We start from the raw sequence: 16025 nt of genomic DNA on the forward strand, positions 1-16025 counted from the left end.
CCATCGTGCGCCAGCCTTCGGCCTTCCTGTTCGACGAACCGCTGTCGAACCTCGACGCAGCGCTGCGTGTCAACATGCGTCTCGAAATCAGCGAGCTGCACCAGCAGCTGAAGACGACGATGGTCTACGTCACCCACGACCAGGTCGAGGCGATGACCATGGCCGACAAGATCGTCGTCTTGAACAGGGGCAATATCGAGCAGGTCGGCTCGCCGCTCGAACTCTACAGCCGCCCCCGCAACCTCTTCGTCGCCGGCTTCATCGGTTCGCCGAAGATGAACTTCATAACGGGCCAGAACGCCGCACAGCTCGGCGCCCATACGATCGGCATCCGCCCCGAGCACATGCTGTTGTCGATGGAGAGCGGCGACTGGAAGGGTAGGGTCGTGGTCGCCGAGCATCTCGGATCCGACACTTTCCTGCATATCGATGCCGACGGCATCGGCATGGTGACGGCGCGCGGCAGCGGTGATTTTGCCGCCAAGGCTGGAGACACGGTCTATCTGACGCCGGACCGTTCGCGTATTCACAAATTCAACGAGGGCGGCCTTGCCATCTGAGGCAGGCCGCCGGCTGGGGGCAGGCATGCGAGCCGGGCGATGGCGCCCGGCCGTTTCGGCAAGACCTTCAAGAGGACTGAAACATGACGTGCAAACTATCGCTGGCAACGCTTTCCGACGCGGCGCGCACCGCCGCCGTCCCTGGATATGACAGGGCGTCGCTGAAAGCCGGCATCGTGCACTTCGGCGTCGGCAATTTCCATCGCGCCCATCAGGCGGTCTATCTTGACGACCTCTTCAACTCAAACGCGGATCACGACTGGGCGATCGTCGGCGCCGGTGTGCTGCCGTCGGATGCGTCCATGCGCGAAAAGCTTGCAGCCCAGGATTTTCTGACGACGGTGGTCGAGCAGGACAACAACAAGACGGCGGCGCGCGTCACCGCGCCGATGATCGACATCCTGCCGGTCGGCGATCCCGCCGCGATCATCGCCAAGCTCGCCGATCCCGATATCCGCATCGTTTCGATGACGATCACCGAGGGCGGTTATTTCATCGATGCATCGGGCACATTCAATCCGGCCCATCCGGCAATCGCCGCTGACGGAAACAGCCCCGACGCGCCGAAGACGGTGTTCGGCCTGATCGTCGCCGGCCTGAAGGTGCGCAAGGCTAGGGGTATCGGTCCTTTCACCGTCATGTCCTGCGACAACATTCCCCACAACGGCATCGTCACCGCCAATGCCGTGGTCGGCACGGCGGCATTGTCGGATCCCGGCTTTGCCGAGTGGATCCGGGCGAATGTCGCCTTTCCGAATGCGATGGTCGACCGCATCACGCCGGCAACCGGCCAGCGGGAGATCGATTTCCTCAAGGACAATTTCGAGATCGAGGACAATTGGCCAGTCTATTGCGAGGAATTCAAGCAATGGGTGCTCGAGGACAAGTTCACCGCCGGCCGGCCGGCGCTGGAAAAGGTCGGCGTGACCTTCGTTCCCGATGTCACGCCCTATGAGCATATGAAGATCCGCATCCTCAACGGCGGGCATGCGGCGATCGCCTATCCGGCGGCGCTGATGGACATTCATTTCGTTCATGATTCCATGGAAGATCCTTTGATTCGCGCCTTCCTCGCCAAGCTCGAGAAAGACGAGATCATCCCGATCGTGCCGCCGGTGCCGAACACGTCGCTCACGGATTATTTCGCGCTGATCGAACATCGGCTGCTCAATCCGAAGATTGCCGACACCATTCCGCGGTTGGCCCAGGACGGCTCCAACCGCCAGCCGAAATTCATCCTGCCATCGACGCTCGACAATCTCAACCAGGGCCGGGATGTCGTCGGGCTGGCACTGGTCTCGGCGCTCTGGTGCCGCTATTTCGCCGGCAAGAGCGACAGCGGCAAGGATATCGTCTTCAACGACGCCAGCGCCGAGCGCCTGCATGCGGCGGCGCTGAAGGCAAAAGACGATCCGTCGGCTTTCCTCGCCTTCGACGATATTTTCGGCGCGGTGGCGAAATCCGAACTTTTCCGCAAGCGTTTCGCCCATGCTCTCAAAACTCTGTGGGAAAAGGGCACGCGGGAGACGCTGCAGCTCTATCTCGACGGCAAGCTCGCAGTGTAGGGAATCCGGATGACGGCATTCATTGCCGCCGTCCATCCGGCCTTGCAAGGAAGCGGGACGGTCGTGCGTCCGAAATTGAACTCAGGTTGGGTCCTCCATGGCTGACGCTGAACCACAGCTGATCATCTTTGATTGCGACGGTGTGCTCGTCGACAGCGAGCCGATCTCGATTAGCGTGCTGGTCGGGGCGATGAACGATCTCGGCGTCTCGATCACCGAGGACCAGGCCTATGAGCGCTTTCTCGGCCGCAGTCTGTCGACGATGGTCGACACGCTGGATACCGAATTCAACGTCCATGCCGGCGAGGAATTCCTCGAGCGCATCCGCACCGATCTCTACGCCCGTTTTCGCACTGAATTGAAGCCGATCGACGGTATCGCCGCAGCAATCGATGGGCTCGGCGTTCGCTGCTGCGTTGCCTCCTCAAGCCAGATGGAGCGGATCCGGCTGTCGCTGTCCGTCACCGGGCTGCTCGGCAGGCTGCCCGACATCTTTAGTGCGACGATGGTCAAGCGCGGCAAACCGGCGCCCGATCTTTTCCTGCATGCGGCGCGTGAAATGCGGGTGGAACCTGCACATTGCATTGTCGTCGAGGACAGCCCGGCCGGCGTTGCCGCCGCCAAGGCGGCGGGGATGACGGTGTTTGCCTTCACCGGCGGATCGCATGCCAACTTCGCCGGCTATCGCGCCGAACTCGACCGGCTTTCGCCGGAAGTGGTGTTTGACGCCATGCCTGAATTGATACACCTTGTCCGCAACCATAAGCTGGACGGGATCAAGATTTGATGCGGGATCATGTGGTTGCGGTGGATGTCGGCACCGGCAGTGCGCGCGCCGGCGTCTTCGATGCCCGTGGCCGCTTGCTCGCCAAGGCCGAACATCCGATCGTGATGAACCGGCCGCGCGAAAATCATGCCGAACACGATTCCGAAGACATCTGGTCCGCCGCCTGCACGGCGGTGCGTAGCGCCATGGAGCAATCCGGCATCGCAGCAGCCTCGGTCGGCGCGATCGGCTTCGACGCCACCTGTTCGCTTGTCGTCCGCGATGTCGAGGGCCATCAGCTCAGCGTTTCCACCGGCGGCGAGAGGCGGTTCGACACGATCGTCTGGCTCGATCACCGGGCGCTGAAGGAAGCCGATTTCTGCACGGCGACGGAGCACGCTGTGCTCGAACATTCCGGGCTTGTCATGTCGCCCGAAATGGAGATGCCAAAGCTGATGTGGCTGAAGAAGAAGCTGCCCTCCACATGGGAAAAGGCCGGCTACTTCTTCGATCTCGCCGATTTCATGACGTGGAAATCGACCGGATCGGCTGCCCGGTCGCGCTGTACGCTGACTGCGAAATGGAACTATCTCGCCCATCTCGAAAAGGGCTGGCAGCAGGATTTCCTGGAGCGGATCGGTCTCGAGGATCTTCAGGCGCGCGGCCAGCTGCCGGATGAGACTGTGCCGGTCGGCGGCAGCGTCGGCCGGCTGACACCTGGTGCGGCAGAGGCGCTGGGGCTGACCACGGACTGCCATGTCTCGGCTGGGATGATCGACGCCTATGCCGGCGCGCTCGGTGCACTCGGCGGGTATGCCGCCGATCCTGCTAAGCGCGAACACCAATTGGCGCTGATCGCCGGCACGTCGAGCTGCATTGTCACCTTCTCCAGGGAACGCAAGCCGAGCCATGGCATGTGGGGGCCCTATTACGAGGCGGTCTTTCCACAATCCTGGCTGGTGGAGGCCGGGCAATCGGCGACCGGTGCGCTGCTCGACCACATCGTGCGCATGCATGCCGCCGGCGGCGAGCCGACGGCGGCGCTGCATCAGAGGATCGTCGCACGCATTGCCGAATTGCGGGCCGAGGAAGGTGATGCCTTCGGGGGCCGCATTTTCGTGCTGCCGGATTTCCATGGCAATCGCTCGCCGCTTGCCGATCCGCATGCCGTCGGCGTGGTCAGCGGGCTGAGCCTCGATACATCCTTCGATGGCCTCTGCACGCTCTACTGGCGCACTGCGGTAGCGATTGCGCTCGGGATCCGCCATATCCTCGAAATGATGAAGGAATACGGCTACGTGCCCGATACGCTGCATATTGCCGGCGGGCATGTGAAGAACCCGGTGCTGATGGAGCTCTACAGCGATGCCACCGGCTGCAAGGTCGTGGTGCCGAAGATGAACGAGGCGGTGCTGCTCGGCACGGCGATCGCCGCATCTGTCGCCTGCGGCTTGCACGGGAATTTAGCGGCGGCTGGCGAGGCGATGTATCCGGGCGGCGACGTTCGGCTTCCCGACAAGGGAAAACAGGCGCTCTACGACCGCGACTACCGCCGCCTTCTCGCCATGCACAGGCATCGCGCCGAGCTGGAAACGATGCAATAACGGTTCAGTGGTTGGCCGTCTCGCCAAGGACTGTCGCAAATTCCAGCATGCGGCGGCGGCGAAGGGCCGCCTCTTCGCCGACTTCGAGGATCACGGATTCCGACAGGCAATCAAGCAGCGCGATCAGTGGCGGTAGATTGTCGAGGTCGGGCGCGCGGGCAGGCGGCAAGGGCAGCATGACGTTCGACTGATCCGCCATCCAGTCCGCCTGCTGCGGTGAAATGAGCACGACCTTATAACCGTAGCGCCGCGCCGTCCTGGCAAGCAGCCGCGCCTTGGCGAAGCGGCGACAGTCGATGATGACGAGCAGCGCGTCGTCGACCGCCAGCCGGGCGAAGAGTTCGGCAAAACGATTGTCGGCACCGTCAAGCGTGCGCACGCCGTCGCGGGCTTGCGTCAGCCGCTGGCAGAAATGATGGGCAAGGCTTGCAAGCCGGGCATGTGTGGCGATCGACACTTCGCGGGCAGTGCTGATCAGGCTGACGGCTTCGGACCAATGCGGCTGCGCCGTCAGATGGTAGATATGGTGGAGCGCCTGAATCTGTTCGGCAACCAGCACGGCGAGCGGTTTGCCCTCGGCGGCGTCCTGATGCAGCTCGCTCATGGCGCTTTGCAATTGCGCCGGCGATGTCGTCACGGTCTCGCGAATCTCGACTTTGACACTATCCAATCCCTGATAGCCGAGCGCGCGCAGGAAGCGCCCGACGGTCATCGGCGAGAGATCCAGCCGGTCGGCGACAGACGCAGCCGTCTCGAAAGGCAGGTCGTTCAGATGTTCGGTGAAATATTTCGCGATACGGCGTTCGGCCGGAGTACCGTTTTTTGCGTATTGCCTGAGTTTTTGCACAAAGTCTTCCACGTCAGCCTCCCCCGTTTTTCCTTAGAGGCGTTCCGCGGATGCGCTGTTGCGACCCCTTGTCTTTGCAACTATTTCGGAAGCTGCTTCTCAGGCCCATGCATATTCAGATACGTGACAATACTATATTAGCATTTAATTTTCGACAAGTTTTCTATTACCGCCTGCAATTTTATTCTCTCTTGTGGGTGGCATCAATCTTTCCTACATCTTCGGCGCAACCGGAGAAAGCTGAGACATGATCCTTGACGCCGCTCGACAATCGCTGACCAATTTGTTCGCGCCGGAAACACGTTCGGTCTTCTGGAAAGTGCTCGGGCTGACGATTCTCGTGCTGGTCGGTCTATGGTTCGCGCTGCGCGGGGCCTTCATGGCCTTCCTCTTTCCCTGGTTCACCAGCTTCTTTCCCGATGTGCCGGATTGGGCCGGGTGGCTCGCCCTGATTTTCGCAATCCTTGCCGGTATCGGTCTTGCGCTGATGCTGGCATTGCTGCTGTCGCCGGTCACGGCGCTGATCGCCGGCCTGTTCCTCGACGATGTCGCCGATGTCATCGAAAAACGCGATTATCCCAAGGACGCGGCGGGGACCGCCATGCCGCTCGGCCCGGCGATGGCAAGCTCGATCAAATTCCTCGGCGTGGTGATCCTCGGCAATATCGTCGCCTTGCTGCTGCTGTTCATCCCCGGCGTCAATCTGGTCGCCTTCTTTCTGGTGAACGGCTATCTGCTCGGACGGGAATTTTTCGAATTCGCCGCCATGCGCTTCCGGTCGCCTGAGGAGGCGCGGCTCTTCCGCGCCAAACACGCCTCCACCGTATTTCTTGGCGGGCTGGTGATCGCGCTTTTTCTGGCGATCCCCTTCGTCAACCTTCTGACCCCGCTGTTTGCCGCCGGCATGATGGTGCATCTGCACAAGATGATTTCCGCCCGCGACGCGGGTTTTCGGGCGTGAGGTTAGCCGGGCAGGACGGCGACCTGCTCTACTCGACGGCCTCGCCGATCACCTGCGGCGGTAGTTCGACGAGCGGCGCCGGCACATCCCAACTCTTTTCCGGCGACTTGCAGAGATCGGCGATGACGCAGCGTTCGCATTCGGGGCGGCGCGCCTTGCAGGTGTAGCGGCCGTGCAGGATCAGCCAGTGATGGGCATGGTAGAGGTAATGTTGCGGGATCACCTTCATCAGCCGCGCCTCGACTTCGTCGGGCGTCTTGCCGGGGGCAAGCTTGATGCGATTGGCAATTCGGAAGATATGGGTGTCGACGGCCATCGTCGCCTGGCCGAAGGCCATGGAGAGCACGACATTGGCGGTCTTGCGGCCGACGCCCGGCAATTTCACCAGTTCGTCGCGTGTCTCCGGCACCTTGCCGGCGAAATCATCGACCAGCATCTGCGAGAGGGCGATGACGTTTTTCGCCTTGTTGCGATAGAGGCCGATCGTCCTGATATAGTCGCGCAACCGCTCCTCGCCAAGTTCGAGCATCTTTTCCGGCGTATCGGCAACCTTGAAGAGGGCGCGGGTCGCCTTGTTGACGCCGACATCGGTTGCCTGCGCCGACAGTGCGACGGCGACGACGAGGGTGAAGGGATTGCTATGCTCGAGTTCGCCCCTCGGCTCCGGCCGCTGCACCGAGAAGCGGTGGAAGATCTCCTCACGCTCGGCGAGCGAATAGGCGGTCTTCACCGTCGCCGCCGGTTTGCGGCGAGCGATCACATTCGAGTTTTGCGACGGTCTGGTAACGGATTTGAGTTTCGGATTCGCCATGGTGAATCTATACTCAGCAGCCATGATGGAAAGCAACGCCGACAGCCTCAACGAGCAGCCTGTTTTCGCTGCCGAGCTTTTCCCCCACCGATCGCTCGGCCGCCGGGGCTTCCGGGTGCTGCTGATCCTGTCCGGCGCCGTCTGCTTCCTCTATGGGATGTTCTTCATCGCGACCGGCGCCTGGCCGATCGGCTTTTTCTTCGGGCTGGATTTCGCATTGCTTTACGGCGCCTTCTGGCTGAACTACCGCTCCGGACGAGCGCGCGAGGAGATCACGGTGTCGCGTACCGACGTATCGGTACGCAAGTTTGCGCCATCGGGGCGGATGGTGGAGCACCATTTCAATCCGTTCTGGACGCGCTTCCTCGTTCGCCGGCATCAGGAGATCGGTATTCTCTCGATGCAGATCTTCGGCGAGGGTCGGCGCACCGATATCGGCTCGTTCCTCAACCCCGATGATCGTGAAAGCTTCGCCAAGGCCTTCAAGGGGGCGCTGGCCACGGTCAAGCAGCGTATCTGAACTTACCTCGCGGTGCGCAAGAAACGGGTGGTTTGCGAACAGCCAATTGATTATCTCCTTACGACAAGGAGAAAGACGATGAATATGATTGCGAACCTGCAGACAGACATAACGCCTGACGGCCCTGACTATGACATTGTCCGCCGGGTGATCGAACTCATCACCGAGGATTATCGCGACCAGCCTTCGCTGGAGGCGATCGCGGCGCGGCTCAACCAGTCGCCGACACAGCTGCAGAAGACCTTCACCCGCTGGGCCGGCCTATCGCCCAAGGGCTTCCTGCAGGCAGTGACGCTCGACCACGCCAAGCGGCTGCTGCGCAAGGAAGACATGCCGCTGCTGGAGACCTCGATCGAGGTCGGCCTCTCCGGCCCGAGCCGGCTGCACGATCTTTTCGTAACCCATGAGGCGATGTCGCCTGGCGAATGGAAGGCGAAGGGCGGCGGTCTTACCATCCGCTACGGCTTCCACATCTGCCCTTTCGGCATCGCGCTGATCATGGTCACCGACCGCGGCCTTGCCGGCCTTGCCTTCAGCGATTCCGGCGACGAGAAAGCCTGCCTCGAGGATATGACCTGCCGTTGGCCGAATGCCCAATATGTCGAGGACCTGCAGGCGACGGTTCCCTATGCCGCCCGCATCTTCGAGCCCGGCAAATGGTCCTCGGAACAGCCGCTGCGGGTCGTGCTGATCGGCACGGATTTCCAGGTCAGCGTCTGGCAAAGTCTGATGAAAATCCCGTTCGGCAAGGCGGTCACCTATTCCGATATCGCCAAGGATATCGGCCGGCCGACGGCGCAGCGCGCCGTGGGGGCGGCGGTCGGGGCGAACCCGATCTCCTTCGTGGTGCCTTGCCATCGGGCGGTCGGCAAGAATGGCGCGCTGACCGGCTACCATTGGGGCTTGACCCGCAAGCGGGCGATGCTTGGCTGGGAGTCGGCGCACGCCTGATAGCAGGGTCCGGAGGATGGGGACCTAGCAGCAACGCGTTCGTCGCTTGTCGCTCCGACCGTTCGCTCCCGGCGTCGCTCACCCCACATCGCCTCGCTATCGCTCCGGCACTTCTCCCCGCTGGGGAGAAGAGGCAGCCGGAGATGTGTCGGCTAATTCCAGCAGCGCCCGTGCCGCGCTTTCATCGGTGATCAGCGTGTTGCAGCCGATGCGCTTGATCGTCGCGCGGATGGCGACGGCGCGGTGGGCGCCGCCGGAGGAGAGCACGATATGCTTGGCCTCCTTCAGCGTGTCGAGATCGACGGACATGACGCGCCGATTGATCGAGTGGTCGACCGAATTGCCGTCCTTGTCGAGAAAGTTGAACATGGTGTCGCAGACGCAGCCGGCAGCGATCAGCTCCCGCAGCTCGGCCTTCGAGATCCAGCCCTCCGACAGCGAGGTCGAATGCGGGCCGATATCGCCGCAGCTGACAATCGCCAGATCGAGGCTCTCGGCCAGACGGTAGATCGTATCCAGCCCGCATTTCTCGATCAGATTGCGCTTGGTCTCGACGGAATCGACGAGAAGCGGCGCCAAGAACATATAACATTCGGCGCCGAGCTGATTGGCCAGCCGCCATGTGTAATCGATCGGGTTCGTCTGGTGCACGGCGACGATGCCGCCGAGCAGCGAGACGACCTTGCAATTGGCGCGGCGCGGCGGCCGGAAGCTTGACAGCGAGGCGGTCATGGTTCGGCCCCAGCCGACGCCGATCGTATAGTCGTCCGGAATGGCTTCGGAGAGAAACTGGCCAAGCGCCAACCCGACATTCTTTGCCAGCGAATTGACGTCACTGCCGACCGGTGACGGCACGACGATTGCCTCGTCAAGGCCATAGGCGCGCTCCAGTCTCACCGAAAGCTCGACGCAGTCGCCGATTGAATCGTTGATCCAGATCTGGACTTCGCTACGCTTCATCGCTTCGTCGAGCAGGCGGATCACGGTGGTACGGCTGATGCCGAGCTGTTCGGCGACGTCCTTCTGGGTCAGACCCTCATTATAATAGAGCCATGCAGCCCTCAGCCGCAGCGAGGATGCTTCCGAAAAGGCCGTGTGCGTGCCGCGTTTAAGCTTGACCACATCTCCTCCGCACAATTCCTGCCCTGAATCCCTCACGAGATGAAAGGTCGCAGCGATACGCTTGTGCCTGGATAATGACGGGCGTGACACTTATGTCAATTGAAATGCACAAATGTCCTTGACTTTTCCCTGGCCGGATGGCGATAGTCCTGACGATAAAAGTCGTTCTGTCCGTCCGAGGAGGACATAGTGCGGGCATGCCGAAAGTCACGACCGGCCTTCCAGCCGCAGGCGGTATCGCTTACGTTCGGCGTGCGGTTTGCCCGGGAACAGGGCTACTTTGCTTCACGTTTATGAATCATCCGTGACGGATGCGCGCATTCTCGCCTGCAGCATGCAGACAATCTGTCGGTAGATCACCTTTGCCGGGCGGAACTCGCGCCGGTCGCAGCCCAAGTTCAACAAGGATTATTGACCATGACATCCAAGCTTGACCAACTCCGCGAGATTACCACTGTCGTCGCCGATACCGGCGATATCGAAGCCGTCGCCCGACTGAAGCCTGTGGATTGCACGACGAACCCGAGCATCGTGCTGAAGGCTCTGGGCACGCCGATGTTTGCCGATGCCATCAAGGAAGCCATCGCCTGGGGCAAGAAGCAGGGCGGCAATTCCGAAGCCGTTTCTTCCGCTGTCGCCGATCGCCTCGCCATCTCCGTCGGCGCAGCCCTGGTGAAGCTCGTCCCGGGCCGTGTCTCGACCGAAGTCGACGCCGATCTTTCGTTCGATACCGAGGCTTCGCTTGCCAAGGCGCGATCGATCATCGCCGCCTACAAGGAACGCGGCATCGATCAGGACCGCATTCTCATCAAGCTCGCTTCCACCTGGGAAGGCATCCGCGCCGCTGAGGTGCTGCAAAAAGAAGGCATCGACTGCAATCTGACGCTGCTCTTCAGCAAGGCCCAGGCAATCGCCTGCGCCGACGCCAAGGTGTTCCTGATCTCGCCCTTCGTCGGCCGCATCCTCGACTGGTACAAGAAATCAACGGGCAAGGACTACACCGCCGAGGAAGATCCGGGCGTCATCTCCGTCCGTGAAATCTACAATTACTACAAGGCGAACGATATCAAGACGATCGTCATGGGCGCCTCCTTCCGCAGCGCCGGCGAAATCGAAGCGCTTGCCGGTTGCGACCGCCTGACCATCAGCCCGAACCTGCTCGACGAACTCGCCAAGGATGAAGGCAAGCTGGAGCGCAAGCTTTCGCCGGAAGGCCGCAAGCCGGATCCGAAGGTTTCTGTCGACGAGAAGACCTTCCGCTGGATGATGAACGAAGATGCGATGGCGACGGAAAAACTCGCCGAAGGCATCCGCGCTTTCGCCAAGGATCTCGGAACGTTGCGCACCATGGTGCAGAAGGAACTGCAGCTCGCAGCCGCCTGATAGGGCGCGGGATGCAATCGAAGGCGCGGCTGCCGGCTGGCAGGCGCGCCTTTTTCGTGCTGTTATCAAGGACATATGCTGTCGGAGACTGGTATGGCGGATGAGGTACGGGCAAATTCGCTTGCAGTATTTGCCTACAAGCATGCGAGCTTCATCATATCAGTCCTTGCCGGACTGGTGGTCTTCTTGGCTGTGACCTCGCGCGACGTCAGCGCCGGCAACATCCTGTTCGGCTGGAATGTCAGCGCCGGCGTTTTTGTCGTGCTCAGCTGGCGCAAGATGCTGCGGGCGACAGTCGAAAGTATCCGGAAAAAGGCCGAGGATCTCGATTTTTCCGATACGGTTCTTTTGGCTCTTTCGATCGGCGCAGCCCTTGCCAGCATCGCCGGCATCGGCCTCGAGCTTCATTCCATCAAGGAAGCGGCGCCCGACGCGGCGCTGGCACGGGCAGGTGCTGCGGTGCTGACGATCCTGATCTCCTGGATGTTTCTGCATACGCTCTTCACCATCCACTACGCCCATTATTTCTATGGCGGGACAGACGGGGAGGGCGGCCTGAAGTTTCCTGATGGGATCGAAGAGCCCGGCTACTGGGATTTTCTCTATTTCTCTTTCACCATCGGCGTTGCCGCGCAGACGGCGGATGTCGCGGTCAGCTCGACCAGCATGCGTAAGCTGACCTTGCTGCATGCCGTGTTGTCGTTCCTTTTCAATACGACGATCCTGGCGCTGGCGATCAATGTCGGTGCGAGCCTGCTTTAGCTCATTGTATTGATGCATATCGTTATCCCCGAACCGCTGCACACTTCTGCACACTTCGGGGCGACATGCATTAACCCTTTGCCGCTGCCCTGAAGAGGGTCTCGAACTCGGCCAGATCGCCTGCAGCCACATCCGAAATCGCCCAGAACACCAACCCTCCGTCCGACCATTGCTTGATGTTGTAGCCGTCATCCACCGTCGTCGTCTGGGTGGCCGCGGCCGCCGGCCAGATGAACAGGTTGATGATATGGCCGTGGCGTCGGTAGACGAGAGCAGCAACGGCGCGATCACCGATGTAGTCGACACGTCCGCCGATCAGCGGAAAACCGCCCTTGGCGAGATCGCTGACCGGTGGTGAAAAATCGATCTTGCCGTTGAACCACGGTTTTACCGTGTGCTGATCCGAGGTCAGCACGTCGGTCAGATGATCGGCCATCATCGACCTGACATGGCTAGCCATGATCTGGTCCTGCAAAAGCAAGGCCGGCGACGGTGCGTTGATGAACAGGAAGGCGCCTGCTCCCAGCGCCGCGAGCGAAGGCACGAAGCTCCATTGCCGGAGGAAATCCAGCGTGCGCCGCCAGACTGGCGCTTGGCGCCGGAGCGGCAGGCCGGATGCGGCTGCCTGTTCGAAAGACAGCATTGACAGCACTTGCGAGCGCAGCGCCTCCGGCAGTTTCCATTTGATGCCATCCTGATCGATGATCTTTCTCACGGCACGAACCTTTTCCATCTCCGCCCTGCAATTCGCGCAGCTGGCAAGATGAGCCTCGAATTGCGCTGTATGGACGGAATCGAGTTCGTTATCGACAAAGCCGTGCAGCATGATGCGCCATTCCGGGCAGTCTTTCTCCTGGGCTTCACTCATGGTGCCGTCTCTCTTTTGCTGCATGCATCCCAGGCTTCGCCAAATTCACGGCGCGCCCTGGCAAGCCGCGACATGACCGTGCCGATCGGCGCATCGATGATCTCGGCGATCTGTCGGTAGGAAAGATCTTCAAGCTCGCGCAAGACAAGGATTTCCCGCATCGCCTCCGGAAGCCGGCTGATGACAGCGCGTACGCACTGCTGTTCGCTTCGTCGGATCGTCGCAGTCTCCGGCGAATCCTCCTCCGAGGCGATCTGGTATTCGCCGCCTTCGTCGAGGTCAGCATAGCCGTCATTGCCCAAAGACTGCTCGAACCGCGCTTTGCGGCGATCCTGCTGGCGCCAGACATGACAGCAGTTCCTGACAATGGCAAAGAGCCAGGCGCGCGGGTCGCCGCCACGATAGGTTTCGAAATTGCGATAGGCGCGCAGAAAGGCTTCCTGGACAATATCCTGCGCGGCATCAGCATCGCGGCTGAGGAAGCGGGCAAAATTATAAGCCGCATCAAGATGGGGAACGATGATGTCCTGAAAGGGCTGCATGAATTCATGCTGCACGCTCGTCTCGGTTGCCGAAGCGCCCCGATCGCTGCGCGATTTATCCGAGACCATGAAATGGAACAGCCACGCCGCACCGCCGAGAAAGACGGCCAGCGGTGATCGTGGAATGCGGGCTGCCGGCGCATGCCGGGCCAGCAGCAAATCGGTCGGTCCGAGAGGATAGGTGATCTGGATGTTTGTCATCATTCTCCCCGCCTCAACAGCAGCCGAATTCGGGCGTCGGACCCGCAGGCATGCAATGCGGCCCCTTGCGGTCTAGACCGATCGGCAAGCGGTTTTATTCCATGTCGACGCCAGTTTTTTGCATGCAGGCGGGCGTCAGTCGTGCGCGATAGAAATAGAACAACATTTTCAACAGCTTGAAGAAAATACTCCCGAGATTGGGAATAAGTGCGCCGTGCCGGCGATCTAGTTCGGCAGCGAGGACATCTGAACAATCTAGTCTTCGCCACCAGAAATGCCATCAACGAGAGGAGGCATAATCATGTTTACCATGTCACGTCGCGCCGTCCTGGGATCGGCTGCCGCGGCGGCTGCATTCGGTCTGTCGTCGAACCTCGAATTCGTCATGCCGGCGCTCGCCGCAACGCCGCTGGAGCCGATGGTCGGCTTCTACAAATACACGATCGGGGATGTCGAAGTCACGGCGATCTATGACGGCATCTGGAAAAAGCCGCATGACCCGACTTTCATCAAGAACGCTTCGATCGAGGACACCAAGGAGGCGCTTTCCAAGGCTGGGCTCACGACCGAATTCATGCCGATTCCGCTGACAGTGGTCGTCCTGAAGCTCGGCGACCGTCTGATCATGATGGACGCGGGCTCGGGCGTCGGTCAATGGCAGGCAAATGCCACGCATCTGCCGGCGAACATGGCGGCCGCCGGCATCGACTACAAGAAGATCGACACGATCATGCTCTCGCATTTCCATCCGGACCATGTCTGGGGGCTGATGGAAAAGGGAACGAACGATCCAGTCTTCCCGAACGCCGAACTCATCGTCAACGCCGTCGAATACAGTTGGTGGACCGAGCCCGGCCGGGTCGAGAAGCTTGCGGAGGGCCGCAGACCGGCCGGCAAACGCATCGCCGAGGTTTTTCCGACATGGAAGAACTGGAAGCAGGTTGACGACGGGGCCGAGGTTGCACCGGGAGTGCTTCTTCTCGCTGCGCCCGGCCACACGCCTGGCCATTCGGCCTATCTTGTCACCTCCGGCAACAAGCAACTGCTTGTCTCGGCCGACATCATGTATGTGCCGGCCCTGCTTGCGCCGCATCCCGAATGGCAAGGCAGCTACGACCAGGACGGGCCGATGGCCGTCGGCACGCGCCGGCGCCTGATCGACCGCATCATCGCCGACAATATCGCGATCTGCGGCTCGCATTTCCCTTTCCCCGGCTCGGGCAGGTTCGTCAAGGACGGAAATGCCTATGGCTTTACACCGACAGTCCAGGCCTGAAAGGCCGAAAGGAGACCATCATGAAATATGCAATTCTCGGATTCATCTGGCTTTGTGCCATATGCGCGGGCTTTTCCGCGGTGACGGCGCTTCCCGCCTTTGCCGTCGACAATATGGAATCGACGGACGCTCCCGACCTGTCGTCGGTGCGCGCCAAGATCGATACCAAGGATTACGACGGCGCCCTGGCAGAGCTTCGCGGCCTTGCCGAGGACAACCAGCAGGCGGATGTCTATAATCTGATGGGATATACGCTGCGCAAGACGGGCGACTACAAAACGTCCCTGACCTACTACACCAAGGCACTGGAGCTTCAGCCCGATCACAAGGCAGCGCGTGAATATCTCGGCGAACTCTATATCGAGACAGGCGAGATGACGAAGGCCGAGGAGCAGGTGTCATCATTGAAGCAACTTTGCCCGAGCGGCTGCGAAGAACTCGAAGACCTGCAAAAGGCCATTGCGGCCAAGGGCGGCAAATGACGAGCTTATGAACGCAAGAGCAGGCGGCACGACCGCCTGCCCGTCTCAAACCGGAGGATATGATGGAAAGCGCCTCAAGCCGGCCCGGACTGGCCGATCTCATTCTTCTCCTCGGCAGGCTTCTGCTGTCACTGATCTTTCTGCATGAAGCCTGGTCGCTCGCGACGGATATCACCGCGACCGTCGATACTTTCGCAAAACTCGGGCTCTCGGCGCCGGTTGCCTTCGCCACCATCGCCCTTCAAATCGGTGCCGGCCTGTCCATTGCGACAGGCTTTCTCTGCCGGCTTGGCGCCTTGGCGCTGGCGTTCTTCTGCCTGGCGACCGCCTTGCTCTTCCACACCAATCTTGCGAGCCAGAACGAGCTTCTGCATTTCGAGAAGGACCTGGCGATTGCCGGCGGCATGTTCGTCCTGGCGGCGTCGGGCGCAGGATCGATATCGATCGACAATCTGCTGCGAAAGCGAACAAATGGACTGCATCCCTGGCTGCGCGCGGTGCTGTAGTCGAGGCTCTGCGAGCATCCTGCGGCGCAATAAAATCGAATAAAACCGAACAAACGGCGGCATCGTTGCGGCTACACTTATGGCGACAGGTCAGGAGTGTGCCAGTGATGCCTTCCGCGCAAAACAAACAGCAAAAGCCAACTCTCGTCTTTCTGGGAAAGGGCGCTGCAACGATATCGTCTCGAAATTGAATGCGAACGGATATGCCGCGGTTGCTGTATCGGCGCCAAGACTCTTCGACGTCTTGCGATCCGACGGCATATTTCTGCTATGTTGCGCAGCTTCGGCCGAACATGAC

General features: G+C 60.7%; 17 protein-coding genes. 12 read left to right on the top strand and 5 right to left on the bottom strand.

Annotated elements, in window-relative coordinates; genetic code table 11:
• The 4 genes from OS035_RS14845 to OS035_RS14860 all read left to right on the top strand — a co-directional run.
• The coding region (locus tag OS035_RS14845; protein WP_331813839.1) for an ABC transporter ATP-binding protein at positions 1-560 on the top strand (560 nt) is incomplete at its 5' end.
• 83 nt (positions 561-643) lie between these two features.
• Positions 644-2125, top strand: a complete 1482-nt coding sequence (locus OS035_RS14850) for a mannitol dehydrogenase family protein (RefSeq protein WP_097630115.1) — start codon at positions 644-646, stop codon at positions 2123-2125.
• A 97-nt stretch (positions 2126-2222) separates the two neighbouring features.
• A complete protein-coding gene (locus OS035_RS14855; protein ID WP_097628656.1) occupies positions 2223-2912 on the top strand; it encodes an HAD family hydrolase in 690 nt (229 codons plus the stop codon).
• A complete protein-coding gene (locus OS035_RS14860; RefSeq protein WP_097628657.1) occupies positions 2912-4495 on the top strand; it encodes an FGGY-family carbohydrate kinase in 1584 nt (527 codons plus the stop codon). Before OS035_RS14855 ends, OS035_RS14860 begins: the two co-directional genes overlap by 1 nt.
• 4 nt (positions 4496-4499) lie before the next feature.
• On the opposite strand, the gene OS035_RS14865 is transcribed toward OS035_RS14860, so the two are convergent.
• Complete coding sequence (locus OS035_RS14865; RefSeq protein ID WP_097628658.1) at positions 4500-5354, bottom strand: MurR/RpiR family transcriptional regulator; 855 nt, start codon at positions 5352-5354, stop codon at positions 4500-4502.
• Between the two features lie 235 nt (positions 5355-5589).
• On the opposite strand from OS035_RS14865, the gene OS035_RS14870 reads away from it, so the two are divergent.
• A complete protein-coding gene (locus tag OS035_RS14870) occupies positions 5590-6303 on the top strand; it encodes a sulfate transporter family protein (RefSeq protein ID WP_097628659.1) in 714 nt (237 codons plus the stop codon).
• A gap of 28 nt (positions 6304-6331) precedes the next feature.
• Here the strand turns inward: OS035_RS14870 and nth are convergent, their stop codons facing one another.
• The gene (nth, locus tag OS035_RS14875) at positions 6332-7138 is read right to left on the bottom strand and encodes an endonuclease III (RefSeq protein WP_179867169.1); all 807 of its coding nucleotides are present in this window, start codon (positions 7136-7138) and stop codon (positions 6332-6334) included.
• Here nth and OS035_RS14880 point away from each other — a divergent pair.
• Together OS035_RS14880 and OS035_RS14885 are read left to right on the top strand one after the other, a co-directional pair.
• Positions 7137-7634, top strand: coding sequence for a DUF2244 domain-containing protein (locus tag OS035_RS14880; RefSeq protein ID WP_037073447.1), 498 nt, complete (start codon positions 7137-7139; stop codon positions 7632-7634). The two genes, nth and OS035_RS14880, sit on opposite strands and share 2 nt — an antisense overlap.
• 78 nt (positions 7635-7712) lie before the next feature.
• Complete coding sequence (locus OS035_RS14885) at positions 7713-8585, top strand: methylated-DNA--[protein]-cysteine S-methyltransferase (protein ID WP_088937521.1); 873 nt, start codon at positions 7713-7715, stop codon at positions 8583-8585.
• 96 nt (positions 8586-8681) lie between these two features.
• On the opposite strand, the gene OS035_RS14890 is transcribed toward OS035_RS14885, so the two are convergent.
• Positions 8682-9707, bottom strand: a complete 1026-nt coding sequence (locus OS035_RS14890) for a sugar-binding transcriptional regulator (protein ID WP_097628661.1) — start codon at positions 9705-9707, stop codon at positions 8682-8684.
• A gap of 417 nt (positions 9708-10124) precedes the next feature.
• On the opposite strand from OS035_RS14890, the gene tal reads away from it, so the two are divergent.
• A complete protein-coding gene (tal, locus tag OS035_RS14895) occupies positions 10125-11090 on the top strand; it encodes a transaldolase (RefSeq protein WP_097628662.1) in 966 nt (321 codons plus the stop codon).
• Between the two features lie 93 nt (positions 11091-11183).
• The gene (locus OS035_RS14900) at positions 11184-11852 is read left to right on the top strand and encodes a DUF1345 domain-containing protein (RefSeq protein WP_097628663.1); all 669 of its coding nucleotides are present in this window, start codon (positions 11184-11186) and stop codon (positions 11850-11852) included.
• A 70-nt stretch (positions 11853-11922) separates the two neighbouring features.
• Here the strand turns inward: OS035_RS14900 and OS035_RS14905 are convergent, their stop codons facing one another.
• Positions 11923-12720, bottom strand: coding sequence for an anti-sigma factor family protein (locus tag OS035_RS14905; protein WP_097628664.1), 798 nt, complete (start codon positions 12718-12720; stop codon positions 11923-11925).
• Positions 12717-13466 carry a sigma-70 family RNA polymerase sigma factor gene (locus tag OS035_RS14910; protein ID WP_097628665.1) on the bottom strand — a complete coding sequence of 250 codons (750 nt, stop codon included), beginning with the start codon at positions 13464-13466 and terminating at the stop codon, positions 12717-12719. Before OS035_RS14910 ends, OS035_RS14905 begins: the two co-directional genes overlap by 4 nt.
• Before the next feature lie 298 nt (positions 13467-13764).
• On the opposite strand from OS035_RS14910, the gene OS035_RS14915 reads away from it, so the two are divergent.
• The 3 genes from OS035_RS14915 to OS035_RS14925 are packed head-to-tail and all read left to right on the top strand — an operon-like array spanning position 13765 to position 15727.
• Positions 13765-14739: an MBL fold metallo-hydrolase gene (locus OS035_RS14915; protein ID WP_097628666.1), complete on the top strand. Its 975-nt coding sequence runs from the start codon at positions 13765-13767 to the stop codon at positions 14737-14739.
• 20 nt (positions 14740-14759) lie between these two features.
• Positions 14760-15221 (top strand): tetratricopeptide repeat protein, encoded by a 462-nt coding sequence (locus OS035_RS14920; RefSeq protein ID WP_097628667.1) that lies wholly within the window; start codon positions 14760-14762, stop codon positions 15219-15221.
• 59 nt (positions 15222-15280) lie between these two features.
• Positions 15281-15727 (top strand): DoxX family protein, encoded by a 447-nt coding sequence (locus OS035_RS14925; RefSeq protein WP_165503906.1) that lies wholly within the window; start codon positions 15281-15283, stop codon positions 15725-15727.
• Positions 15728-16025: the final 298 nt, after the last annotated feature.

The organism is Rhizobium sp. 268, assembly GCF_036571585.1.
GTDB classification, from domain to species: domain Bacteria; phylum Pseudomonadota; class Alphaproteobacteria; order Rhizobiales; family Rhizobiaceae; genus Rhizobium; species Rhizobium redzepovicii.